General features: G+C 36.1%; 27 protein-coding genes. 6 read left to right on the forward strand and 21 right to left on the reverse strand.

Annotated features, from left to right (window positions below):
- Positions 1 to 86: 86 nt before the first annotated feature.
- Genes AC1TPB_RS18065 through AC1TPB_RS18075 form a run of 3 tightly spaced genes read right to left on the reverse strand, consistent with a single transcriptional unit; the run spans position 87 to position 1833 of the window.
- On the reverse strand, positions 87 to 326 hold the full coding sequence (locus AC1TPB_RS18065; protein ID WP_482077794.1) for a YolD-like family protein: 240 nt from the start codon (positions 324 to 326) through the stop codon (positions 87 to 89).
- Positions 327 to 356: 30 nt separating this feature from the next.
- Positions 357 to 1619, reverse strand: coding sequence for a DNA polymerase IV (locus tag AC1TPB_RS18070; RefSeq protein ID WP_482077795.1), 1263 nt, complete (start codon positions 1617 to 1619; stop codon positions 357 to 359).
- Positions 1612 to 1833, reverse strand: coding sequence for a hypothetical protein (locus AC1TPB_RS18075; RefSeq protein ID WP_482077796.1), 222 nt, complete (start codon positions 1831 to 1833; stop codon positions 1612 to 1614). Before AC1TPB_RS18075 ends, AC1TPB_RS18070 begins: the two co-directional genes overlap by 8 nt.
- A gap of 115 nt (positions 1834 to 1948) precedes the next feature.
- Between AC1TPB_RS18075 and ku the strand changes: the two genes are divergently transcribed.
- From ku to AC1TPB_RS18095, 4 genes are all read left to right on the forward strand, one after another.
- Positions 1949 to 2782 carry a non-homologous end joining protein Ku gene (gene ku / locus AC1TPB_RS18080; protein ID WP_482077797.1) on the forward strand — a complete coding sequence of 278 codons (834 nt, stop codon included), beginning with the start codon at positions 1949 to 1951 and terminating at the stop codon, positions 2780 to 2782.
- A gap of 26 nt (positions 2783 to 2808) precedes the next feature.
- Positions 2809 to 3660, forward strand: a complete 852-nt coding sequence (locus tag AC1TPB_RS18085) for an ATP-dependent DNA ligase (RefSeq protein ID WP_482077798.1) — start codon at positions 2809 to 2811, stop codon at positions 3658 to 3660.
- Between the two features lie 386 nt (positions 3661 to 4046).
- A complete protein-coding gene (locus AC1TPB_RS18090; protein ID WP_482077799.1) occupies positions 4047 to 5786 on the forward strand; it encodes a hypothetical protein in 1740 nt (579 codons plus the stop codon).
- A 259-nt stretch (positions 5787 to 6045) separates the two neighbouring features.
- The gene (locus AC1TPB_RS18095) at positions 6046 to 6477 is read left to right on the forward strand and encodes a hypothetical protein (RefSeq protein ID WP_482077800.1); all 432 of its coding nucleotides are present in this window, start codon (positions 6046 to 6048) and stop codon (positions 6475 to 6477) included.
- A 190-nt stretch (positions 6478 to 6667) separates the two neighbouring features.
- On the opposite strand, the gene AC1TPB_RS18100 is transcribed toward AC1TPB_RS18095, so the two are convergent.
- From AC1TPB_RS18100 to AC1TPB_RS18115, 4 genes are all read right to left on the reverse strand, one after another.
- On the reverse strand, positions 6668 to 6889 hold the full coding sequence (locus AC1TPB_RS18100) for a hypothetical protein (protein WP_482077801.1): 222 nt from the start codon (positions 6887 to 6889) through the stop codon (positions 6668 to 6670).
- A gap of 327 nt (positions 6890 to 7216) precedes the next feature.
- On the reverse strand, positions 7217 to 7888 hold the full coding sequence (locus tag AC1TPB_RS18105; protein WP_482077802.1) for a hypothetical protein: 672 nt from the start codon (positions 7886 to 7888) through the stop codon (positions 7217 to 7219).
- 285 nt (positions 7889 to 8173) lie between these two features.
- Positions 8174 to 8530: a hypothetical protein gene (locus AC1TPB_RS18110; RefSeq protein WP_482077803.1), complete on the reverse strand. Its 357-nt coding sequence runs from the start codon at positions 8528 to 8530 to the stop codon at positions 8174 to 8176.
- 42 nt (positions 8531 to 8572) lie between these two features.
- Positions 8573 to 9466: a tyrosine-type recombinase/integrase gene (locus AC1TPB_RS18115; protein WP_482077804.1), complete on the reverse strand. Its 894-nt coding sequence runs from the start codon at positions 9464 to 9466 to the stop codon at positions 8573 to 8575.
- Between the two features lie 384 nt (positions 9467 to 9850).
- Between AC1TPB_RS18115 and AC1TPB_RS18120 the strand changes: the two genes are divergently transcribed.
- The gene (locus tag AC1TPB_RS18120) at positions 9851 to 10171 is read left to right on the forward strand and encodes a YolD-like family protein (protein ID WP_482077805.1); all 321 of its coding nucleotides are present in this window, start codon (positions 9851 to 9853) and stop codon (positions 10169 to 10171) included.
- Here AC1TPB_RS18120 and AC1TPB_RS18125 read toward each other — a convergent pair.
- Positions 10116 to 10385, reverse strand: a complete 270-nt coding sequence (locus tag AC1TPB_RS18125; RefSeq protein ID WP_482077806.1) for a Spo0E family sporulation regulatory protein-aspartic acid phosphatase — start codon at positions 10383 to 10385, stop codon at positions 10116 to 10118. The genes AC1TPB_RS18120 and AC1TPB_RS18125 overlap by 56 nt on opposite strands.
- A gap of 195 nt (positions 10386 to 10580) precedes the next feature.
- On the opposite strand from AC1TPB_RS18125, the gene AC1TPB_RS18130 reads away from it, so the two are divergent.
- Positions 10581 to 11264 (forward strand): hypothetical protein, encoded by a 684-nt coding sequence (locus AC1TPB_RS18130; protein ID WP_482077807.1) that lies wholly within the window; start codon positions 10581 to 10583, stop codon positions 11262 to 11264.
- Here AC1TPB_RS18130 and AC1TPB_RS18135 read toward each other — a convergent pair.
- The 13 genes from AC1TPB_RS18135 to AC1TPB_RS18195 all read right to left on the reverse strand — a co-directional run bounded on the left by AC1TPB_RS18135 (position 11230) and on the right by AC1TPB_RS18195 (position 23002).
- A complete protein-coding gene (locus AC1TPB_RS18135; protein ID WP_482077808.1) occupies positions 11230 to 11409 on the reverse strand; it encodes a hypothetical protein in 180 nt (59 codons plus the stop codon). The genes AC1TPB_RS18130 and AC1TPB_RS18135 overlap by 35 nt on opposite strands.
- A gap of 73 nt (positions 11410 to 11482) precedes the next feature.
- On the reverse strand, positions 11483 to 11806 hold the full coding sequence (locus tag AC1TPB_RS18140; protein WP_482077809.1) for a hypothetical protein: 324 nt from the start codon (positions 11804 to 11806) through the stop codon (positions 11483 to 11485).
- Between the two features lie 35 nt (positions 11807 to 11841).
- Positions 11842 to 12396 carry a hypothetical protein gene (locus AC1TPB_RS18145; protein WP_482077810.1) on the reverse strand — a complete coding sequence of 185 codons (555 nt, stop codon included), beginning with the start codon at positions 12394 to 12396 and terminating at the stop codon, positions 11842 to 11844.
- A 16-nt stretch (positions 12397 to 12412) separates the two neighbouring features.
- Entirely contained in the window at positions 12413 to 13015 is a 603-nt protein-coding gene (locus AC1TPB_RS18150) for a hypothetical protein (protein ID WP_482077811.1), read from the reverse strand.
- Between the two features lie 22 nt (positions 13016 to 13037).
- Positions 13038 to 13619, reverse strand: a complete 582-nt coding sequence (locus AC1TPB_RS18155) for an AbrB/MazE/SpoVT family DNA-binding domain-containing protein (protein WP_482077812.1) — start codon at positions 13617 to 13619, stop codon at positions 13038 to 13040.
- A 323-nt stretch (positions 13620 to 13942) separates the two neighbouring features.
- Complete coding sequence (locus AC1TPB_RS18160) at positions 13943 to 14422, reverse strand: hypothetical protein (protein WP_482077813.1); 480 nt, start codon at positions 14420 to 14422, stop codon at positions 13943 to 13945.
- 20 nt (positions 14423 to 14442) lie between these two features.
- A complete protein-coding gene (locus tag AC1TPB_RS18165) occupies positions 14443 to 15942 on the reverse strand; it encodes a M23 family metallopeptidase (RefSeq protein WP_482077814.1) in 1500 nt (499 codons plus the stop codon).
- 89 nt (positions 15943 to 16031) lie between these two features.
- Entirely contained in the window at positions 16032 to 18836 is a 2805-nt protein-coding gene (locus AC1TPB_RS18170) for a hypothetical protein (protein ID WP_482077815.1), read from the reverse strand.
- Complete coding sequence (locus tag AC1TPB_RS18175; RefSeq protein ID WP_482077816.1) at positions 18837 to 20855, reverse strand: VirB4 family type IV secretion system protein; 2019 nt, start codon at positions 20853 to 20855, stop codon at positions 18837 to 18839.
- The gene (locus AC1TPB_RS18180) at positions 20800 to 21696 is read right to left on the reverse strand and encodes a hypothetical protein (protein ID WP_482077817.1); all 897 of its coding nucleotides are present in this window, start codon (positions 21694 to 21696) and stop codon (positions 20800 to 20802) included. The genes AC1TPB_RS18175 and AC1TPB_RS18180 overlap by 56 nt, the downstream gene beginning before the upstream one ends.
- Before the next feature lie 13 nt (positions 21697 to 21709).
- Positions 21710 to 22018, reverse strand: a complete 309-nt coding sequence (locus tag AC1TPB_RS18185) for a PrgI family mobile element protein (RefSeq protein ID WP_482077818.1) — start codon at positions 22016 to 22018, stop codon at positions 21710 to 21712.
- Between the two features lie 65 nt (positions 22019 to 22083).
- Entirely contained in the window at positions 22084 to 22446 is a 363-nt protein-coding gene (locus AC1TPB_RS18190) for a hypothetical protein (RefSeq protein WP_482077819.1), read from the reverse strand.
- A 166-nt stretch (positions 22447 to 22612) separates the two neighbouring features.
- Entirely contained in the window at positions 22613 to 23002 is a 390-nt protein-coding gene (locus AC1TPB_RS18195) for a hypothetical protein (RefSeq protein ID WP_482077820.1), read from the reverse strand.
- Positions 23003 to 23051: the final 49 nt, after the last annotated feature.

A 23051-nucleotide genomic window follows, 5' to 3' on the forward strand; every position in this document is an offset into this window, starting at 1 on the left:
CTGCCATGCTCATATGCGACGATCTGAGTTCGCCAGTACCGTTCTATTCGTATAATGAAGCAAATACCTTATCAATCCTTAAAACGCTAAAATAAGCGTACAGATGCCCGCTCCGCATCTACATAGCTCCTTTCATCTTTCACGATATGAACTAACTTCGTGCGCGAGTCCATCTTATCGTTAAAATCTTGCACGCTCTCGCTCCAGTTCCATATCTCTAAAACGATCTCATTTTTTTCATTAAACGCTTCAACTAGACATTCTCCTAACTCTTCTAATTCAAATTCATCCCTCGTTGGGCGTTTTGGATCTTTTGCTTTAGCCAATCTGAATCACTCCTATTATAAGTTTATGTTTTATTTATAATGACCGCCTATCTTCTGAGCATGGTGTAGTGCTTGCCCTGCAGGTGCAATAGACGCTGCTCTCAAAATAGTTGCCTCCCCATACTTCTGTTTAATCGCATCGGTCACTTTTTCTAGTGCCATCAATTTTTCTCGTTGCGTATCAAATATGGAAATCTGATATTCCTCATCTGAGCTTAACTGTGAAAGACTTACACCTATCTTTCGAACCGGTTGACCATCCCAATGTTTCAAAAACAATTTAACTGCAGCGTGATATACCTGATTCGTAATATTCGTAGGATCAATCATCTTTTCACGTCGACTAAAACCGCTTGGAAAACCATAATCAGCTCCCATACAGTCAACTGAAACAACATACGCCATGTAACCTTGCATACGTGCTCGATGGCATACGATCTCACTAAGCTCGAGGATAATTACAGATACTTCTGCGATATCTTTGTAATCTTTCGGCAAAGTGGTCCCGCTACCAATTGTTTTAGGTGCACCGCTATGTGTTTCGGGTGTAACTAAACTGTAGTCGATGCCATTCGAAATATTCCAATACATCTGAGCATTCACATCCGACTGCTTACCCATTTTACTTCTCATCATTAACTTGAATTTTTCAAGTGGCGTGTTGGCTAAATTGCCGATCGTGTGTAAACCCATCATCTTGAAATGTTGTGTCATTTTGCTACCTACCATGTACATTTTATCTATGGGTAAAGTCCATAACGTGTCCTTTAGCTGATCCTGCATTAACGTATAAATACCCGATTCTTCTTTTTTTGCATAATTATTCGCCATTTTTGCTAACACTTTATTAGAGGAAATCCCCAAACGAACATACACGCCTGTTTCTGCTTTTACTCGTGATTGTATTCGTTTGGCTACCTCCTGTGGTGTGCCGAATAAGTGTAGTGATCCAGTAATATCCAAAAATGACTCATCAATGGAAAACACTTCCACTAAGTCGGTGTATGATTGATAGATACGATTAATGGTCATAGAAACATCGATATAGCGTTGCATTCTTGGTCTAACAATGACGAGTTCAGGGCATCTAGCGACCGCTTCTCCGATCCTTTGTTCAGTGGTGATACCAAATGACTTCGCTATTGGACAAGCAGCTAGCACGATCCCAGAGCGCCTTTCAATTGATCCCGCCACTACGAGAGGTTTATTCTGATATTCAGGATTCTCTGATTTCTCTACAGAACAGTAAAATGACTCAGCATCACTCAAATATATTACTTTTGGCTTACTCACAGAATTTAACTCCTTCAGTAACCTTATGCTTAAAACTCATTAATTCTATATCCACAATACCCGATTTCAAAAAAGATCTTACCTCTTTGGCTTTATAACAGTACGCCATAAAACGGGCTTCCCCAGCCACTAATATTTTAACATTACGAATAGATACATTACGTTTGCTATCGACATAGATAAGTTGTCCTTCTTTCCCGATCAGCTCTTGCATGGTATCACTCCTTAATAGAACGTTTGTTCTTATTATATGCGAACAAACGTTCTTTATTCAATGGAAATATTTTTTATTTTGAATGGGCATATTAAATAAAAAAAGGAGTGGTTAAATGCATACAGTATGGAAAGGTGCTATTAGCTTTGGTTTAGTACATGTACCTGTAAAAATGCACTCAGCAACTGAAGATAAAGATATACACTTTCGACAACTACATAAGGACTGTGGGATGCCTATAGCCTACGAAAAAAAGTGTCCTCATTGTTCTAAGGATGTAACATCTGAAGATATTGTGAAAGGCTTTGAATATGACAAGGATAAGTATGTCATTGTGAATGAAGATGAATTAGAAACGATAAGACCGGATTCTGCTCGCGTCATTAAAATACTCGATTTTGTAGACTTAACGGATATAGATCCTATATACTTCGAAAAGCCTTATTACCTTTCGCCTGATATGGCTGGCTCTGGTGCATATAGCTTACTAATGGAAGCGATAAAACAAACTGGAAAGATCGGTATTGCTAAAATCTCCATTCGAAGTAAAAGTAACTTAGCTGCTATACGTGTCGTGGACAATTGTTTATGTTTAGAAACCATGCACTTTCCAGATGAAATAAGATCAATTAGCCAAGTGCCTAATGTGCCACAAGCTACTGAGGTTAACGATAAAGAATTGCAGATGGCGATCACTCTTGTAGATCAACTAAGTGAAAAGTTTGACGCTAATAAATATACCGACGAATATAGAGTTGCTTTAACTGAACTCATCGAACAAAAGATTGCTGGTGAAAGTATCGATATCATTAATGCTCCAACTGCAGCTCGTTCCAATGTGATTGATTTAATGGCAGCTTTACAAGCGAGTATTGAAGCAACCAAACCGCAACCACCTACTCCCGCTCCTAAGCGTAAAAGAAGAACTAAAAAGGAAAATGTATCATGATCGAAATGACTCTTCCCTCTGTTCCAATGGCACCAAGAAATTCAAGTGAGATTCCAATCGGATCAGAATGGCGCTATCAAATCAAATGGGATGGTGTTCGAACCTTAGTTAGATTAGACGGTCAAGGTGGGGTTGAGATATTCTCAAAACGAGTAGAACCTCGTAATGACACATTCCCTGAAATTGTGGAATTACTTAAACCTTTACGAATCGGTGCTTGTGTACTTGATGGTGAGATCGCTTATTTTGACGGAACTAGACCAAACTTTCAGAGAGTTCGATTAGGTGTAAGAAAACAAAAGTATGATGAGTCATTGATCTTTGTAGCATTCGATATGTTGTATGACAATGGGGACGATATCCGCTCATTGCCTTTTATTGATCGATACGAACGGCTATCATATAAAATACCCGAGAAGCAGCCTAGACTATTTGTTACTGACTTATTCGATGATGGTCTAGCACTATGGGATTGGCTACATGAACGTGAATGGGAAGGGTTAATATCAAAGCGTGTAGATAGTCCTTATGTAGAGGGCAAGAAGCATACTAACTGGTATAAGAAGCGTAAAGAAGTACGTATTACAGCTGATGTGGTGGGTATAAAGCTGAAGAATGGATATGTCTCTAGTCTTGTACTACGATATCAAGATCGCTACATTGGACACGTATCTGGATTAGATCAAGCATCTAAACAACTGTTGCAAAAAGTGATGAAGGACCATTCAGGCCCTTGCCCATTTGAGAAGTTAACGCCAGGTATGAAAAAATCGGACATTGCTTGGCTTGGAGTCCATTTTCCATGTAGAGTCACAGCATTAGAATTTACCGATTCAGGAATGCTGCGACAATCTAAACTAATCGGATTTGGTGAATAGCAACACAAAATTAAAATATACCCTGTTCAGTAGTTATGATTATTCAGTCTACTAACAGGGTATATTTGACTTCCCTAAGTGCGGGCTTCTATATTCTATTAATTTTGTTCTTTGTATATAAATCTTCCCCCGCTTCGGTAAATACGCTTCAAGCAGCCTAATGATTTTTGGAGTTAAATACAGATAGCGTTATTCGTTTTACCTAAGATAGTAATTATCCCTCGGTCATAATCAATATGTCTAAGATTGATATTACTTAACTCTGATAATCAAGGACCAATTAACATTTTATAATGCCCTTAATCAAGGGATAACAATACTTGTGATGTACTAATAAATAAGCAATACTATAAGCATGAGTACTAGTTTTGAACGGAGGAAACTAAATGAGTAATTTAGAACATGCGCTTCATGACATTGAATCCTTACTGGAGCAATTAGGTATGGACTTTTCAAAATTTGATAATTTGAAAAGTGAAAAAAATAGTCAAGAGTCTACACCATGGGATCTACCTGCTATGCCATTACTTGAAATGTTAGATAAAAAAGATGACATTTATAATGATGCATTTGGAGCATTCATGAAACATCATCCACTACATAGATATCTTCAGTTAATCTATGTTCATTTACTAATTTCGAATGATGAAGCTGCTTCAACAGTGATCCAATACTTTCATGATAATACACGTCAATATATGGACTACTATAAGAATGAATTTGAAGCTTGTATTTATATAGAGAGCTTGAATCCCGAACAAATTATTCCCATTAAGATATTAGAATGTGTCGTAAGTTACGCTTTGACCAAAGATTCTACTATTGAAAAGCTTGTTTACGACTTAATCAAAAAAAATAATCGCTCGATTTATAATCAAGTGAAACATATAGCCGATTCAAGAAGTGTCGTCTACCAGTATTCCAATCATCTCGATAAAAGGATTGCTAAATTAAAGGAGTCTGAATATCTCCCCTTTATGATGAAAGCCAAAAATGAACTCATGGCTGCTTATTTGTTCTGTTTACAGCAAAGACTCATTCTTTATACGGAAGGTGATGAGTCTGATACGTTATTTGAACTTACCTACAATACACTGTCAGAATACGAAATTGATTTAGAAGAAGAACAAGAAGCTTTTCAGGTCCTCTATATTAAGCCAAACCACGATTCTTATTCTAATATTAAAAAGATTCATAATATAGATATTACAAAGCCTACAATCATTCGAGACGTTATGCTAAAAATGCTAAAAGTCAAAGGCGTACAGTTCGATCATACCTATTTCAAGTTCTTTGTTAACTTAATAACACGTAGTACTCATTTTGATATGAATCCGAGGAATCTTTTCCATCAAGCCTATATCACTCCGGAACAAATCGATATCATCGTTCATCAGTACCAAGAACTCGAAATTTTAAAAGCAGGAACTGAAATCAATATTAAATTTACGGAGTATATCGTTGTCCAGTTAGCATTGATCACAATTCTTAACGAGTATAAAAAAATTAAAAATGCTTTCACTGGATACTTAGAAGATTCCTTTGAACAACTTGCCCTGGTATATGAAAATGAAAATCAGCATGATGCGGATAATGAATTGAATCAAAAGGTAAGTGAGCTACAAACTGATAATGATAACTTACAAGCCCGCATCAAACAATTGGAAGCACAACTTAAAGAGTCTGAGTTGCAACAAAAGCGATTGGAAAAAGATTTGGAGCATGTGCAACCTCAAGAGGAACTGTTACGTGAGGTTCATGCCTTACGAGAGTATATGTACTTACATAACGAAGCGGGACAAGTTGCAGTGGTTACTAGCTATGAACAGGTCCTTCAAGCTTTAAATGATAAAGATATCCTCCTGGTAGGTGGTCATACGAATATGACCAATAAATTAAAAGAGCTTATTCCGACCATCGACATCTTTAATATAGAGCAATTAGGGAAATCACAAAGCTTCTCGAAATATGATCATGTCTTTATCTATTGGTCCTTCTGCAATCATGCAGCATACAACAAGACATTAACAGAGCTATCTCAATCTAAGAGTAAATTGCATTATCTAAGTGGTAGTACGAATATCGAGTTGGTTACAAGTGAAATGTATCGCTCGATAACGGAATGATCTTCCTCAAATGAATTAGATTATAGTGTTTAAGTAATAGCGAACAAAGCAGCACTTTAAGAATCCCAACCTCTATAGTGATGGGATTCTTATTTTGTTATATACGTTGTTCTAGGATATACAGATTCTTTCATTCAGAGTGAGAATATAACGTATTAGTTCGAGTCTTGCTTATACTCTGGTGCCTTGTACTTTCATTTGCGGATTTTTCCATAGCAAGTTATGATTAATATATATAATCGGAATGCGAGGTTTTCATATGCCAATAATTGAAGTTCTTCAACAATCCGTATCTACTTTTCTATCCCCTGTTTTTTCAAAGATGTATTCACATGATGTAACCCATTTTGGATCTCCGAATTCTGATGAAACACTTAAAGTACAAGTTCAACAAACAGAGGAATTACGTACAGTTACTCTTGTCCTCCAGTTGATTTTATCTCACGATTTGAAACAAATGTATCTGTCTAATATTTTTATTCCCAGCACAGAGCGTAATAAAGGTTACGGCTTTGGATTGCTCCATGTGATCCGAACTGTAGCTAACGCTAATGGCTACGAGTTATTCATTGTTGATATGGTCCCTTCCTTTTACGATCGTATGCTTTCTAAAGGCGCGAAAGCAGTCAACGAAGCTGATGATGCCGTATTGGTTGACGATGAAACCGATCTGCTATCGAATCGGTTTTAATATTTATTGAGTCGTCCTTTCTTGGGACGACTCTTTTAATTTACCATCAATCCTTGTAGATGCTGGAGACGCCAAACTTCAGGAAATAAAAGTAGAAGACTGAGCAGCAGGCGAACCACTACTTTAATTACCCTAGTCTAATTCTTATTTTCTACAGACATCCATGCATACAGTGTGTCCTATATCCACTCTAGTTCACTAGTTCAGCTAGCTTACTTATATCAACTATGAACGTATGCCAGTCCATATCACTCCCTGCAAGGTATATAGCGCCATTACCCTTCCCTAGTATCCAACACTCACCATAATCGTTCTCAAAGCTTTCTGTGACTACATTATCATTGTTTACCCATGCTGGCTGCCTCTTCGTTCCCACCTTCTGTAACAGTTCATTATTGCTGACTAAATTCATAATTATCAAGTTCCTTTTGAGTTGTGTTTGTTGCTATATATTTATCATAACTCACATAAAATTTTATTATCGTGCAAGAATCGGCACATTTCGTGCAAGTTTAATTTTCTAGTGTGCATCAACTATATAAATTGATGAATTCTATCATATTCGTATACCCGTCTTGAAATTCGATCAATTGAATCAGATGTGTTTTAATGAAATTAAGCAATTTATTCGAAGGAGTGAAAAGATTATGAATCACATTAAAGCTAAGATTAATAACAGTCTTACTGGAACATTCTATCCCAATGAATACCCATTTTAATTCCCTCCCTAATATTTCGTTTACGAAAGTTTTCTTCGTAATTGTCCATGCTTTGCGAAGTGTAAATAATCCTCTATCCGCTCTTTTGCTTCCCCATCTAACTTTGAATGTTCAGACTCTAATATATTTTCAATTTCTTCTCTTGAAGGATATTCACCATCGATTTTTCTTTCCCCTAAAGTATTTAAACGCTGAAATACGTCTTTATCTACATTTAATAAACGAATATAATCAATTGCCCAACGTAATAAATCGTATGTATGTAACCTATAGAAATCTTCTTGCTCCTTCTTCAACGGTTCATAATTTAGTTCTAATGAAGTGGAAATACGATCTAGCTCTAATTTTGTATCCAATTTTCTTTGAATCTCTGATACACCAGCTCCAAATCTCATTGCATAGTTAATAGAGTGCAATGTTTCAGCAATGATAGGTGCAGCGACTTTTTTTAATGTTTCAATTGTCGCATATGCTTCCTCCGTTACTTTCTCAACTTTTTTGAGTTGGGCCTCAAATCCAGCACCCTTAAAAAACTCAAATTTATCGATATTTAAGAATGATAAAGTTAATGCACTAGCAATAACTGATATCCCCATCTCTGTTGGCTTGCCTAAGTAACCAAAATACATTGCTGGTCCTAATAATATAATCACATATACTAAATTATTTAACATCTTCATAAACTTTCCCATTTTAAGCCCCCATGCAATTTATTATTCAAACGGTGTTCATTACTTAATTGTCATTTTAAGTATTTTCTTTGCGAAATAGGCTACAAAAAACAATTGAATGATAAACATTAGGACTAATTTATAGTAGCTATTATCATCATCACATTTTTCAGATCACTTTTTAGCGATTTTTCTACATTAGCAGATTCTTTGTCTATTACCGCATAAAATATGAAAAAGTTACTATTGCTACTATCGTAATTTGGATTATCTGTATCCTATGTTAGTATAATCATTGGATTAGGGTTACGGTGAATATATATACTCTGCTCTTACCACAAAGAAATCGTTACCTGTGTTTAATTCTAAAATTACAGGTATGAGTGAATATTGATATTTTTTCCCTTCTTTGAAATAGGTTAATGTCATAGTACCTTCAACAAAATTTAAATCCTCAACATCTGTCTGGATGCTTTCAGCAGTAGTTCTTATATATTCCTTACATTTTTGTAAAGTCATATACTCCGTCAATTCAATCAGTGGCGATTGACGTTTCCATGCGTTTTCGTTGGATTTTCTAAACATCCAAATTAATTTATTGAAGAATTTCACTGTATTTCCCCCTTTATCATTATCATTAGCTGTCAAAAGCCATACTTTCATTTTAATCACTTTCTAATTTATTTATTTAACAGTATTATACATCTAATATATATTTATTTCTGCCATAGCGTCTACTTTTTGAGTATCTAAAACGTGGGTATAGATCGCTGTTGTTTCAATAGAAGAATGTCCCATCAACTCTTTTACAATCCTAATATCAACTTTTTTAGTTAGCAGCAACGTCGCAAACGAGTGACGTAATTTATGAGCAGATAACTTCTGGTTCTTCAATTCTTCATTATTTTCCTTCAATCTATATAGCATTTCTCCTATGTTTTTTTGAATGCCGCGTATTGATATTCTCCTGCCCAAACGAGAGATAAAGACCGCATTTTCAGACTGATGTTTAGGTGCAATTCGTTTCTCTAACACCGTATCTAGTAAAGGGATAATGTCCTCCGGAAGCGGTATTTCATTGTGTTTCCGCCCCTTTCCAAACACATGAATTTTTCGGTTTATACGGTCGTAATCCGTAATATTTAACCGATGTACTTCCCCTACTCGTAACCCACAAAACGCCATTAATCCAAACATGGCCATGTTACGATCCGCAAATTCTCCACTTGCAGTACCCATGCCTTTTTTCAAATATTCTTCCTGAAGAAAAATTGGCTTTTTATTTTTCTCCGTTTTAGACTTCTTAATATTTTTTGCAGGATTGGTTTCTAAAATTTCGAAATCAATTAAAGCCTCATAAAATTTAGATATAGCTGCCAAAGCTCTATTTCCAGCTATTTCAGATGATCTTTCATTCATATCTGCTAAATAACTTGTAATAATTTTTTTGTTTACTTTGTGAAGGTGAATTCCATCGAGATATATAATGAACCTATTTATTTCATACGTATATGCTTTTCTTGTAGCTTGTGTGAGTCCACTATGTTTTAGATAAACTCTAAATGCATCCAACTCTTCTTCATAATCTAGATTATCCATTTTTATACACTCTCCTATCAATAAAAACCATAAAAATAAACAACGATGATAAATTGTAAATATTGTAAAAATACTCATTCGTTCAGATTGATTATTGTGTCTACTAGGTCGAGTAAAAATAATAAAACCTCTGTAAACATGAAGTGCATTAAATAACAATTTAACGCACTTCAATTATACTACTTTTACCCATATTTACGCCAATTTCTCGCTTCCTAAATGTTTACTGAATCAAACTTCTACTTTTTTTTGAGATTCCCAATAAATCATACCCTTTTTTATAATTTCTTGGTTAATAAGTATCCATATGGATAATCAACTAATTGATCACCTTGTGTGGAACATATGTTCTATATATACTATTAAGGAAGGAGTGTTATATATATGAAATCTAAATTAACAGGAAATGGATTATGGGAACATTCGCGTATGATTATTCCTGAACATCGACAAGCTATTGTCGAACAGCAAAAAAATCTAGACAACAAACAAAAAAGAGAATTAGATGATAGTGAATTAGAGCGACTATCTTATTTATTTCATGAGTCGTTATTTCAAGGTCTCACTCTTTCGTTAGAAATATATATGTTACGAGAAAATTATATAATTGAAGGTATTATTGAAAAAATTGATATGCAACACAAGAGGTTTAAGATACAAAGTATTTGGTATGCTTTTCAAGATGTTCAAAAGATACTTGACTAGCAATAATCGAGGTATGATTCATTGCGTAGTGCTTATTAATAAGTAGATCGAGCTCTTGCGACTTTTTAATTACGTTTTGATTAATCGTACCTTCTGTGTCATATAAAGCATTTAATTCATTTCTGCATTGTTCAATCTTCTTTATTAGTGTTGATAACACGCTATGATCCCCTCTCCATATATAAACAAAGAGCACACGAAGCCATATGGCCATGTGTGCTTCACATATGCAAATTGATTGATATAATATACTAAATTCTAACACATATTGTTAATATTTTCATCTGAAAAGTTACTTCAATGTAGCAAAACATGTTATAATATTTCTAAATTCAAATTAAACTAAGCATAGGCAGCACCTAGCTTCTCCAAGGAGAAGTTAGGTGCTTTTTTATGTAGGAGGATATTTATGTCATTGAAAAAGATCATTATTATCGGACTTATTGGTTATGCGATTGTAGGTGTTTTCTTGTTAAACACAGGCAGTAAAAGCAATGATACACCAGGTAATACGAATGGTTTTAGAGAGGTATTTACTAAAAGTGATGTAGTCCTAGATTGGGATATTAAACATGAAACAGAAGGTACTTATAGAGCCCCTATATGGTTGAAAAATGTTGACTATATTCATTATCTAGAAGAAACTGATTTTGCAGATGACCATTCTTCATCTAATTATTCATCTCAATTCCAACTAATGTCATTCATCGCGCAGCTTCAGCTAGGCGATCCTACGCTGGCTTACAGTTATATTTCACCAGAATATGCTTATGGCGAATTTGATACTAGAGATTACGATGTAATGAAAGCAACTTCTGAACAATTAGCAAGAATAGCTACTAGGAATCATCAACTGACGAAAGTAATAATATTCAAAGCTCAATCCTTAAATGAGCAAGAACTATCTCACCCGGTTCATCTTTATTTTAATGATGAAGTCATCGATATATTGGTGCCAATGAAGTTAATTATTCCCGATATTGTGTCCAGCGAGTTTTATGACGAACAAGAAGATCATGTTGAATCTCTATGGTTAATTAATCAAACACTAACCGACTTTACTTTGCTTCTTGAAAAAGCTTCACAAAATTAAGTGGTGCATTTATTTCACCTAAAAATATTAAAGATTCTTCGAATTGTGAAAATGGTTTGCCTTGTTCATCTACCATAATACCGACTACTACAAATTCTCTACCGTTTTCTAATGTGCTTTCACTTTCTATTTCCTTAACTTTCATATTAAGTTCTCCTTTAAGATGATGTTCTATTTATCATTATAAGGGGAACTTCTTGTTTGAATTAAACAACTTTTTATATTAGATTCAAATGTCTAAAAAAAGAGTATGGAAAGTGGCTTTTCACTCTAAATTTATGACCTAAATATACCCCTTCATAACTGTCACCAGCAACATGTATCGTATCTACAGCTCCTTGAATTTCTAAAATATTACCATTAAAACTCAACGTTATGTTTTCCAACTTTTCAAGGCGAGGTTCATTTTCTTTTACCAAGTTAGCGTATACTATTGAAATGCAATTAATCATTTCAGTACGTGCAGCGTTAATTTTCATTTCCTCCAATGTTAAATCACATCCACTCACATCAGTTAATTCAAATGTCATTATATTATTCATTATCATTCACTCCTTATATTTTGTTTGATCGAATTTTATATATTAAATGACTTTCTAACTTCTTGATCGGTCATATATTTCTCTATATCTCTGGGTATTCCAATTGAAGATTCTTCGTGTTTTAGAACAATAAGCTCTATACGAGCTCTATCAGTAATTTCTCTTGCGATGGATACACCTAACTTCGCAATTATCTCTCGTTGACCTTGCCATGTGAACTCTTTTGCAACACTTTGTAGAAAAGTATCTACTTTCATCTCAACCCCGTCATAAGCTGGTACAGCACGCTCTAAGCCTCGATTAGTCTTTACTACTAACGGATTTCCCGCTTCATCCTTAGCTACTTTAGAAACGTCGGGCTCGAAGCTAACTGGCAACGGATCGTCTGGAAGATAGTAGTTATAAATAACGGGTATGACATGAAAATTTCGGACGTAATCCCCGATTCTTTGACATTCTAATGGACTATCGATGTCATATACTTCTTTTTTTATTTGACTGATCGAACATGTTCCGCCCAAAGAGTCAAAGTTATAACATAACGAACACGATGCAATAACTGCTCTTTTATTTGCTTTCTTTGCTGGCAATTTATTCACTTCCTTCCTAGTTAAGCTTAGCCAAGTATTTATTTTTTTGGTACTCAGGAACATGTTCCGGGCATTGTTGGTTCTTCCAGTTCACCAGTTTAAGATATTCTTCATTGACCATATTAGGGCAATTTGGGACGATACATTTACGCCCTACTTCTTCAGCGCCATCAACATTCTTACGTTGTGGCACTCCAGAACCTGGATTGGTTGTGAAATTTCGTGGCAAATCAATCCAACCAATTTGATACTTGTTACAAGCATCTACATATGCAGCACTTGCGGCTTTCTTAACAACTTCACCAAAGTTATCGATTCGTTTTTGTTGATTCCGTTCAAAGGATGCGTACCCTACGCCCTCATTTTGAGCATCTACAATCTTCAGAATACCTCGCATCTCGATATAACCCTCAGATTCATAAATAATAGCTTGTGGACTTGTTAGAGTCCAGGAGGCGTAGTTACCCGCTTCAGTCATCACTCGATTCATGTAAGCTTGTACGGGGATATACGCTGATTTAATTGATTCATTCTTCTTAACAACGGTTCCAGCAGGAAAAGGTAGAATCAGTTTCTCATAAATTGCTCTGTATAAAGCATTTCTTTCTTCATAATCCACGTTACTCTACCTCCCTTCTATGTTAATCATTAAATATGTTGTGATTACTAAAAAAGTCTAATGTCATATTACGACCATAATCAGTTTTCATAAGGGATACGGCTTCATCTACGAAGACTTGTGATGCCAACATATATTTATTAGGATCACTAACACTCCTGGGCGAATGTTCTACAATCAACTCATACTGTAGGGCATCTTGTGCTTTTTCTATTACATGCAAAGGATATATCTTACTCATTAATTGAATAACAGGAAATGTAAAGTAGCTACTTGTTGAGATATCAAAATTTAAGAAAGACACTTGTATCTGATAGGACCTACTTTTTGAAACTAAATTAGGTATGTAATTGTATATACGATGCTTAGCTATGTATCCTACTTCTTCACAATAGAAACAAGATAACTCTGGATCTGTTTTTCCATCACATATCGGACAAATAATTTTCTCATCGGATTTCTCGATGAAATACCTTCCCGCTTCTTCTATAAATGAAATCATATCCCCTTCTTTTAACTTCAAATCTCTTCGAACCGCAGCTGGAATAGTGATTTGATTTTTAGAGGATATGGTAGCTTTGATGGGTTTTTGTTGTCTGTTCATAATTCACCTTACCTTTTCCTTACTTTTGTTTATATTGTAAAGTATCTCTCCATATTTTGTCAACAAGGTGTAAGGAGAAAATAAAGTGTTAGAACGGAGGAGTTGATTCTCGGGCCTTTAGAGGTTGAAAAGCGTCAACATTTGAATAAAAAGTTTTAGACTGGACTCCTGAATAAGGAACGATAATTAATTAAGGTATATGATACTTATTTTAAGATGTAAGATTAGAGTGCAAAGGACTTTAATTCAACCTATTTCAATACTTAACGGTTAGTTGGTATATAAAAAAAGCTCAGTCGTAAAAAAATGACCGAGCTTTTTTTTTATACCAACTCTATGAGATGTGGCATAACATATACAAGTAACAAGATAAGCGGTGCGATCATAACTAGACCTAACCCTTTTCTCTTCTTCATGGGATTCGTAGCACCTAACCCTCTAATCATTAAACCAATGATGACGCACGTTACAGCAAGCGGTAAAGCTAGCTCAAATATCGTATCAAATAGTCCAATGATCGTAGATGAACTATCATTATAGATTTCACTTGCTAGATACTTTTTACGTTCATCTGACATGTAGTAATAGAACATTACAGGTACATAAGCAACAATGAATATCCCAAAACCAAATAGAACAGCCATGACTATTCCAGTGCGTTTAACGATTGGGCTATTGCCTGACAGTAAAAACAACATTAATCCTATCATTGCAAGCAATCCCATTAAATACATACCAGTGCCTTGTAAAAAACCTATAATCTTCTCAAACATGATGGACAAATTATTTGCGAAGTTCTCCATAATAACTTCCTTTCATACATTTATTGCAATGGTCCTAAGAAGAACATCGGATCATATACCTTTAGTGCATTACTACTTCTACCCAATGGATTTTTTGGATCTGGCTTAATAACTTCAAAATGTAAATGTGCACCTTTGGAAGCCCCTGTATTACCCTGAGTTCCAATTTGTTGACCTGCTGTAACCTGTGTTCCTGATTTCACCATTATTTTCGTCATATGGGCGTATCTGGTTTGTAGATCGTTATCGTGTGATATAATTGCCCAATTCCCGTAGGAATCGCTCCAACCTTCAAAAATTACGATTCCATCACGAGCAGCTAATATAGCGGCTTCAGGCCATGCTCTACCACCTAGATCAATACCATTGTGCATTTTACCCCATCTAGGACCCATTGGACTGTTCACGCCTCGATAATCAATACCTATCGGCCATACCCAACCATCTATAACATTTCCACTAAATATGTAGTCTGCATCACCATATGCTAGAGAACCACCATTGTACAAACCTTGATATAGCTCTAAAGGGAAATCCGGTTCTGCAGCTAGTACATATTCAAAAAACTCGTCCATATGATTTTCTTTAACCCCTTTGGATACGATGAACGACTTAAACATCTCAGAATCAAATTCGGTGTGTGGAACACCGCGATCATCAACTTCTGTCTTTACCCATTTGTAATAAGTTTGTCTATCACAACTACCATTATTCGATGAACTACCCTCTTCCCATTCGTCCATATCCTCATAGTAACCTCCAGGATAATATTTCTGAACAGATTGAATTTCAGTAGTACCAAAAGGGATAGTCGCACTGGCTAAGATTTTTTTTTCAGCCATAGTACTATCGGAAATGGATTCTGTTGAATCGCTATAATCTCTTTCTTTAATGGTGTTTCCTTCGGAATCTTTCATTTCATTTCCTTCGGAATCTTTAACCGCAACCATAGTATAGCAAGCGCTAATAGTCTTCGTGTAAGCCGTATCGTCTTTTATCGTTGTATACGTGAAGGTAGGTTCTAGACCTTCAAACATTTCTTTTGGATCAGGTAGTTCAATCTTCTCTTTTGTACGTATCATCTGATAACGTGATAAAGAAGCGGGAATTGCCCAACTAGGCTGTACAATACTCTTTAATGTGGCTTTCCATGTATCACTTGCAATTTCATTATCAATATCAACTGTACTAGCTTCAGATAACTCTACAAATCTCTTTTGGTATTCTTGATCTGCCAAAACTTCTATTTCACTACGCTGTCCTAGAGATTTTAATGTCCAATCCCCAAAAGGAATTGCTGATAGTATTCCCGCGAAAGCAATAATAGCTATAATTATAACGACAATTTCCCAACCAAAAAAAGCAATAAAAGCATTTACCAATGTTTTAATAATAAGTTTGATAAACTCCATCATTAACTTTTTAATAGCTTTGACTGCTTTTTTCATCGCTTCTTTTGCGATTTTTTTTCCTGCTTTTTTGGCGACATTTCCACCTTTTGAAAGTGCTTCTTGCCCCATATCGGAACCTAAATCATGTGATGATATACTAAGTCACCTACCTTTTTAAAAAAGGGCTGTTAAGCCCTTTGTTGAGGATAATAAATGTGTTAATTGATATTACGATTTCTTCCTGCCTGTTCTTGTTTATAAGCACCAGCTATACCTTCTAATTTCTTGTTGTAAGCTTGCTCCTTACGATGCTCGGTAACTGTACGTGTTCCTGTAAACTGATCATACTTGCGACCAGCTCCTGTGCCCGTTTTTTGACCTTCAGCGCTATGATTGAAATATTGATCGGGATTAATTTTAGATGCATCTACACCACTATATTGATACTTATTTCCGTTGGTATCTTGTGTGTATGCATCACCCGTGCGTAAGAATGAAGCTGTAGAGCCTTTCATACCAATATCCATCTGAGCAGATTGTCCTGCTTGTGGTGCCATGTTAATGCTATTTGCAGATTGTCCCGCTTGTGATGCCATGTTAATACTTTTAGCGGATTGTCCCGCTTGTGGTGCCATATTAATACTTTTAGCGGATTGTCCTGCTTGTGGTGCCATGTTAATGCTATTTGCAGATTGTCCCGCTTGTGGTGCCATGTTAATGCTATTTGCAGATTGTCCTGCTTGTGATACCATGTTAATGCTATTTGCAGATTGTCCTGCTTGTGGTGCCATGTTAATGCTATTTGCAGATTGTCCTGCTTGTGGTGCCATATTAATACTTTTAGCGGATTGTCCTGCTTGTGGTGCCATGTTAATGCTATTTGCAGATTGTCCTGCTTGTGGTGCAGTGTTAATGCTATTTGCAGATTGTCCAACTTGTGATACCATGTTAATGCTATTTGCAGATTGTCCTGCTTGTGGTGCCATGTTAATGCTATTTGCAGATTGTCCTGCTTGTGGTGCCATATTAATACTTTTAGCGGATTGTCCTGCTTGTGGTGCCATGTTAATGCTATTTGCAGATTGTCCCGCTTGTGGTGCCATGTTAATGCTATTTGCAGATTGTCCTGCTTGTGGTGCCATATTAATACTTTTAGCGGATTGTCCTGCTTGTGATGCCATGTTAATGCCACCTGCTGTTCGTCCTATTTGTGAAGCTGTATAAGTACCATTTGCACTTTGTTGAACAGAAGATCCAGATTTAGGTGTAGAGTAGGGTATAATTACTGGATTATTCGCACCTTCAAAGCCTTGTCCATAATTTGAGATAATTTCTTCTTGACCATCTTTGTTTTTCATATAGAAGGCTGATTTATCTGCGTCTCCTTTTAGATAAACGGAAGCATCAGGGTTTCTCGCAGCAATCTCAGCTGGTGTACGTCCTTGGAATTGCTCGGTTTGTATTCTTCTTCTAGTAGCACCCGAAGCGAAATTACCTACCGCCCTTCCTGCAGACCCTCCCTTTTCTCCAAAAGCAGAACCCATAGATTCCCCAACATTCCCCATTAATCTGCGACGCTCATTTAAGTTTTTGTTCCAATCACCAGATTTAGCGAAAGAAGCTAACTGACCTATCGATTTTCCGGTGTTCATCATACTACCACCCAAATTAGCAGCACCTTGCACAGCGCCACCGCCTAATTTAGCACCTACTACACCACCGAGCGCTGCACCGCCTGGACCAGCAACCATACCACCTAATGCCCCAACCGTAGCTCCTGCTATAGTAGCTCCTGTTTTAAGCCCTTGTGTTACTTTTCCGAATCCAGTTGAATTTTTAGCGGCTGCACTAGATATCGATGTGTTACCGTAATCACTACCACCATTGATACCACCTGTAACACTTCCAGTGGGATCAGATGATGTGGCGCCCTTACCGCCTCTGCCTTTCATCATGCCTCCTGCACCTCTAGCTAGCATCATAGCACCAGCAACACTTGATAACCCCGCCATGCCAAGTGCGCTCCCTGTTCTACTGCTAGAATCACCAAGGTTTAACCATTTTGACAACATTCCGCTTACTGGAATGAATAAGCACATTAATAACAGTTTAATAATTGCGTTTGTTCCTAAAGAAGCTAAAACAGCTAGCGTATATAACACCATAGAATGAATAGATTGCATGAAAATATTACCGCATAATTCTTTGAACCATACGCCAAAAAACGATCTTGTTTTAGCAAATAATAAAGAGTACGCAACTAAAGGTACGCAAAGTACTAATAGAATAATAACTAGTTTTCTTGAAAGATAAATGAAGTTTAGGATTACACCTAGCACCCATTCACCAATCATTAACACTAAGTCTCCAATTTGGAATCCATCGGTAACATCTGCTAATATGGATAATCCATCTACACTTATACCTTGCGTTGCTGCTAATACACTTTTTACTGTTCCAACAATAGCTGTGTTGAAATCCGCAAGGATCGTAAACATAGGCCAAAATGCAGTTACAAAAAGAACTGATAATATCCACATCTGAAGGTCTTTCCAAAAATCACTTGTCGCTTGCGGGCTATGGGGTCTTGTACCCATTTTCAAACTTGATAACATGATCGCTAGCGTAGCAAATGTAATATACGCACCTACTAATGCAGTCGTTAATGGTGTTATTAAAATATCGATTTCTCGCTGTGTAAAGATTCCATATTTAAGCCCACTCTTATCATCCATTCCCCAATATGCGTAGGGATTACCGAAAATCAATTCTGTTAACGGTGCAACTCCACTTAGTTTGAAAAAACCATTTGCTATCGTAAAAAATATTCTTTCAAAAAAGCTTGCATCATCTATGGCTTTATCCATTTTCGTTTGGAATTCATCATCGGCAAATGATGATTTATACTCATTACCTGTATCCGGCACAGCTGCATCTACATACGTGCTGAAATTTAAAAATATAATAGATATAAATAGAAATACCAGTAGAAATCTACTTAATTTCTTAGTATGGCGTGTCACTTACGCAACACCATCCTTACGAGTATCTATTTTAATATTTTGGTTCGTGTTCAAGTATACCCACTCTTCCGGTGTAGGTTCTGACATAAAGTGTACGATTTGCTTGTTTGCTTTCATAAGTACTTCACCCTGACTAAATGTACGAATCATTTCGCCTACTTGTGGTGATAGTCGGAAGGTATTGACGATCGGAGTGATATCTTGGTCGGCTTGTTTTAAGAAGCATACAGAACCAAACTGTGAAACGACATCTCGAGCAGTATCATCACGATCAAACATTTCATATCGTTGAGAAACTAATGTCAATGAAGTATTCCATTTCCGACCACGTAAAGCTAGTGTTTTCAACCATTCCATCATTGATTTGTAAGGAATTTGTTGCCAAGCTTCATCGATTAAAACTCTCTTTTTGTCTTTAGGATTAGATACAATAAATCGATTCCACACCCACGTAGTGATAACATGCATAGCTAGTGGTCGTTCAATTCCTTGTGGAGCTAGTCTTGAAATGTCAAAAGTAACAATCGGTGCATCTTCCAATGTCGCTGCTGATCCTGCACCTTTTTTACTTTTAATCTTCGTCTGACCATCGAACATACCAAAGGCACCGCCCTTAGTGAACAGTTTTACAATTGCAATTAATTCAGTCAAACTGTCAACATCTGGTCTTTTCTCTAAAGCTTTATAGATTTCAGAAATCGTAGGCATGTCCATGTATTGGCTAGTCATTTTCAAATTACCTGACTCATCCAAGCTCGTTACTTGTGTATATAAGCTTTCCGGATCTGCCGTAATACTTCGGCCACGATATGCTTGAGACAAACTATCGTTACATGCGCTTAATTCTATTGCTGTAAGCTGAGCATCTTGTCCAACGATGGCTTGCTTCATAATTTTGAAGAACTCAATACCTTCTTTAACTTTATCGTTTATCTTCACTGTAGTAACTACATACTCATCTTTTGTACCTTTATTAAAAATTTCTTTCTCGGGGTAAATATCCAAGGGATTTATCGTTGTTATATTTTCAGCTTCTTCATCATTTCCTGTTGGGTAAACAGGAATAACGACTCCCCCCAATGCCAAAGTCAATTCAACATATTCAGGCTCAACATCAATAATTACATTCTTCTTAATGCCATCCATGAATCCCCTGGCAATGATTTGTTTAACTAATACGGACTTACCAGAACCCGATTCACCGAAAATACCTAATGAATAGTTATTTAGTGTCGCATCATAGTTATTGTAGTAAACAAAGTCATTACCGTACCTTCCTATAGGAAAACCACCAGTATGATTCAGACGACTGGAGTTATGCGGAAAGATAGCCGTTAGACTTCTCGTATCTAAGTTACGATCAGATTTTGGTAAATAGTTCTTAGCGAGTGGCAAACAAGACTTGAACCCTTCTTTTTGTCTACCATAAGCGTTATTTAATTCGATGGATTCACCACCAACCTTACTTTCGATCTCTACACACTTTGCATTAAGTTCGTCATATGAGTTAGCATATACAGCTAATTGTACGGATACGTAATACAAACCATTGAGATTTTCCTTGATTTCTCTTTGAAGTAATTTCGTATCATCAGATTTTTGTTGTGAATCATCATATTTGGCCTGATCTTGACGACTTGCAGCTGCATACATAACAACAGCGAATTCATCTATTTTATCTTGAAGTTTTTTTATTGCAACATTTCGTTCTAATGGATCAACGTGGACCGATACATCCATGTCATCTCCACTAAATAACTCTTCCAACCAACCTATACGTACTGTACGTGGATATCCAGATGGTTTTACAAACAAGCTTCTACCATATCTAACCGAACCCGCACCTGTTTGAATGACAAAATGATCTTTGTGGAACGTAATACCTTCGTTAATCATGTTATCAATTAGAGAAGGATAATCTAATTCGCGACCTTCATTTGTTGAGACACTTGAAACTAAATCATTATCTAACTGGCTCTGTTTCTTCTTGCTCTGAAATAATTTCTTGAACAACTTCACGCACCTCCTCAACATCCTGCACAATATCTTCAAATCCTGGTACAGTTGTAAAATCCCAAGTTATGTGAGTTGCTAGTTTTTCATGAATGACAACATCTTCTATGGGATTATATAGCATGCGATCTCTATTTAACGAGCGTTTAACGACTTCCATTGCACGTAGGCTATCCAAAACTCCTGCTTCGACACCCGATTGGCGTAGCATACCTATAACTGTCCACGCACGTTGCTGTAAATTCATCTGGATTAATCCTTTCTTTTTTTCTGGTGAAAGAGATCCACTAATTTTACTCAACACTGGATTAAATGCGATTAAGTAATAAACTTTCTTTGTAACACGAAATTCGTGTTCGGAACGTTTTTTAATCGTAGAAATGATAGAGTCGTTATAAACTTGTACTTCCTTATTCGTTTCTGTAAGGTTTTTCTTGAAACGTAGCTCTTCTTTTCGCATGTCTTGTGAAACAGATTGCCCTAAAATTTGAATTGGAAATTTCACTACTCTCCAGAAGGATTGATACCCTAGTAATATACCTTGTTTTGAACCATCGCTTAGTAAGTCATAGTTAACGAAGCTAGCTTCAATAACAACAGCATATTCATTATTTACTTTATGGAATATTCCTTTTTCGATATGTTCAATTCCTAGTAACTCTTTAATGGTCAGGCTACCTTTACTTGGTATTTCGGATTTGTTTACATTTGAACTCTGAAGCGATGAATCGTCTTTAGGGACTTTCTTAAATAACGGTTGATTTGCATCACGTTTTTTCTTTGCGTACAACGTGAAGATCAACGTAATACCCATTAAACCTAATAAAACAAACATATAAATCTTCATGAAACTATCACCTCTAATTTAAATATTCCTTTTGGGATCGATAATACTTTATTTGAGTCATAATAAATGCATCTAAATATTGGTCATACTGTGGTAATGGTAAAAATGCTAACGCTGCAGCAAACAATGAAATTAATACGGCGAAAATACTTCGAATAACAAAATCTACTATTCCCGTTGCGAAAGGAACATCCCCCCATAAAACTATAATTAAACTCATAAATAAAATAGGTACGGATACAAAAAACTGACGCAATGAAAATATTGCTAATATAGCTTTTTCTTCTTGTGTTATGTCGATAGGTACGATTATTTCGTTCATTATTTTTACTCCTTAATACAAAAATGAGTGGAAGTAAATGTAGCTTCCACTCATTTGATTTAATTTTATGCTTTTTCTATTGGTGTAATCATTCCTTGAATTTGATCTGGGAATAGATATGCTGAGAAGAATAATACGGCAGCCACTAAACAAACAAAGAACGCCTTCCACATTTTAGAAGTGGTCTGTGGACTTAAAGACATCAAACCAATACATAACCCTATGATCATGAATGCTAGTGTAAATGCTGTCATACCCACACCACCGACAATTTCAAGTGCGCTATCCCCAATCTGATCTATTTGATCAATGCCGGATGTATCTGTATAGATTTCAGATGCTTTCGTATCCGCTGATGCTGTACCGGCAAAAGCCATTAACGATCCAAAAGATAACCCCATAACGCCGAACACTTTCTTTCTCTTCATGTTATATCCTCCTTGTTTATGTAAGTCTAAATGAACAAAAAAAGAGGAAGCCCCGATAAATTAGAGTATAAAACTCTAACTTAGCGGTGCTTCCTCTAAGTAACGTTCAATATAAACTTGTTATATGTATTATCCTAAATATCTAGTGTTATGTCAATACTTAACACTAGAAACCAGCAGGTAATTCATAGATATGGCGCTTAGTCATTTGAACTGCCACCACTACAAGTTTGCCATTGCTCGATACAAAACGTATGATAATAGAATTCACATCAATGGGATCTTCAATCCGCATTATTTTAGCTTGTAACATTAAATAAACATACTCCAATTGTTCTTCAGTCATACCACCATGATCAGAATTAATAGAGTTTCCAGTAAATAAATCATATTTTTGTAGATCGACGCACTTTTGAGCTTTGCCATAACGTGTGTGAACGATGAGAGTGTTGTTATTAAAGCGCAATAACTTATTTTTGTAATTCTGTTCAATATGCACTTTCACCTTATCATATATCTGTTGTTTGATATCAAGTTGACTAAGTTCGGCGTTCAAGTAAATTCCTCCTGTTATTTTGTAATGGTCGTGTCGCTTATTTATTTGG

This window comes from Paenibacillus sp. Y951, assembly GCF_056786395.1.

Bases quoted from the DNA above. Each gene is read 5' to 3' on its own strand.
- AC1TPB_RS18075 (WP_482077796.1), bottom strand. From the start codon at position 1,833: ATGCAAGAGCTGATCGGGAAAGAAGGACAACTTATCTATGTCGATAGC.
- ku (WP_482077797.1), top strand. From the start codon at position 1,949: ATGCATACAGTATGGAAAGGTGCTATTAGCTTTGGTTTAGTACATGTA.
- AC1TPB_RS18085 (WP_482077798.1), top strand. From the start codon at position 2,809: ATGGCACCAAGAAATTCAAGTGAGATTCCAATCGGATCAGAATGGCGC.
- AC1TPB_RS18090 (WP_482077799.1), top strand. From the start codon at position 4,047: ATGAGTAATTTAGAACATGCGCTTCATGACATTGAATCCTTACTGGAG.
- AC1TPB_RS18095 (WP_482077800.1), top strand. From the start codon at position 6,046: ATGCCAATAATTGAAGTTCTTCAACAATCCGTATCTACTTTTCTATCC.
- AC1TPB_RS18100 (WP_482077801.1), bottom strand. From the start codon at position 6,889: ATGAATTTAGTCAGCAATAATGAACTGTTACAGAAGGTGGGAACGAAG.
- AC1TPB_RS18105 (WP_482077802.1), bottom strand. From the start codon at position 7,888: ATGGGAAAGTTTATGAAGATGTTAAATAATTTAGTATATGTGATTATA.
- AC1TPB_RS18110 (WP_482077803.1), bottom strand. From the start codon at position 8,530: ATGAAAGTATGGCTTTTGACAGCTAATGATAATGATAAAGGGGGAAAT.
- AC1TPB_RS18115 (WP_482077804.1), bottom strand. From the start codon at position 9,466: ATGGATAATCTAGATTATGAAGAAGAGTTGGATGCATTTAGAGTTTAT.
- AC1TPB_RS18120 (WP_482077805.1), top strand. From the start codon at position 9,851: ATGAAATCTAAATTAACAGGAAATGGATTATGGGAACATTCGCGTATG.
- AC1TPB_RS18125 (WP_482077806.1), bottom strand. From the start codon at position 10,385: ATGGCCATATGGCTTCGTGTGCTCTTTGTTTATATATGGAGAGGGGAT.
- AC1TPB_RS18130 (WP_482077807.1), top strand. From the start codon at position 10,581: ATGTCATTGAAAAAGATCATTATTATCGGACTTATTGGTTATGCGATT.
- AC1TPB_RS18135 (WP_482077808.1), bottom strand. From the start codon at position 11,409: ATGAAAGTTAAGGAAATAGAAAGTGAAAGCACATTAGAAAACGGTAGA.
- AC1TPB_RS18140 (WP_482077809.1), bottom strand. From the start codon at position 11,806: ATGAATAATATAATGACATTTGAATTAACTGATGTGAGTGGATGTGAT.
- AC1TPB_RS18155 (WP_482077812.1), bottom strand. From the start codon at position 13,619: ATGAACAGACAACAAAAACCCATCAAAGCTACCATATCCTCTAAAAAT.
- AC1TPB_RS18160 (WP_482077813.1), bottom strand. From the start codon at position 14,422: ATGGAGAACTTCGCAAATAATTTGTCCATCATGTTTGAGAAGATTATA.
- AC1TPB_RS18165 (WP_482077814.1), bottom strand. From the start codon at position 15,942: ATGGGGCAAGAAGCACTTTCAAAAGGTGGAAATGTCGCCAAAAAAGCA.
- AC1TPB_RS18180 (WP_482077817.1), bottom strand. From the start codon at position 21,696: ATGAAGATTTATATGTTTGTTTTATTAGGTTTAATGGGTATTACGTTG.
- AC1TPB_RS18185 (WP_482077818.1), bottom strand. From the start codon at position 22,018: ATGAACGAAATAATCGTACCTATCGACATAACACAAGAAGAAAAAGCT.
- AC1TPB_RS18190 (WP_482077819.1), bottom strand. From the start codon at position 22,446: ATGAAGAGAAAGAAAGTGTTCGGCGTTATGGGGTTATCTTTTGGATCG.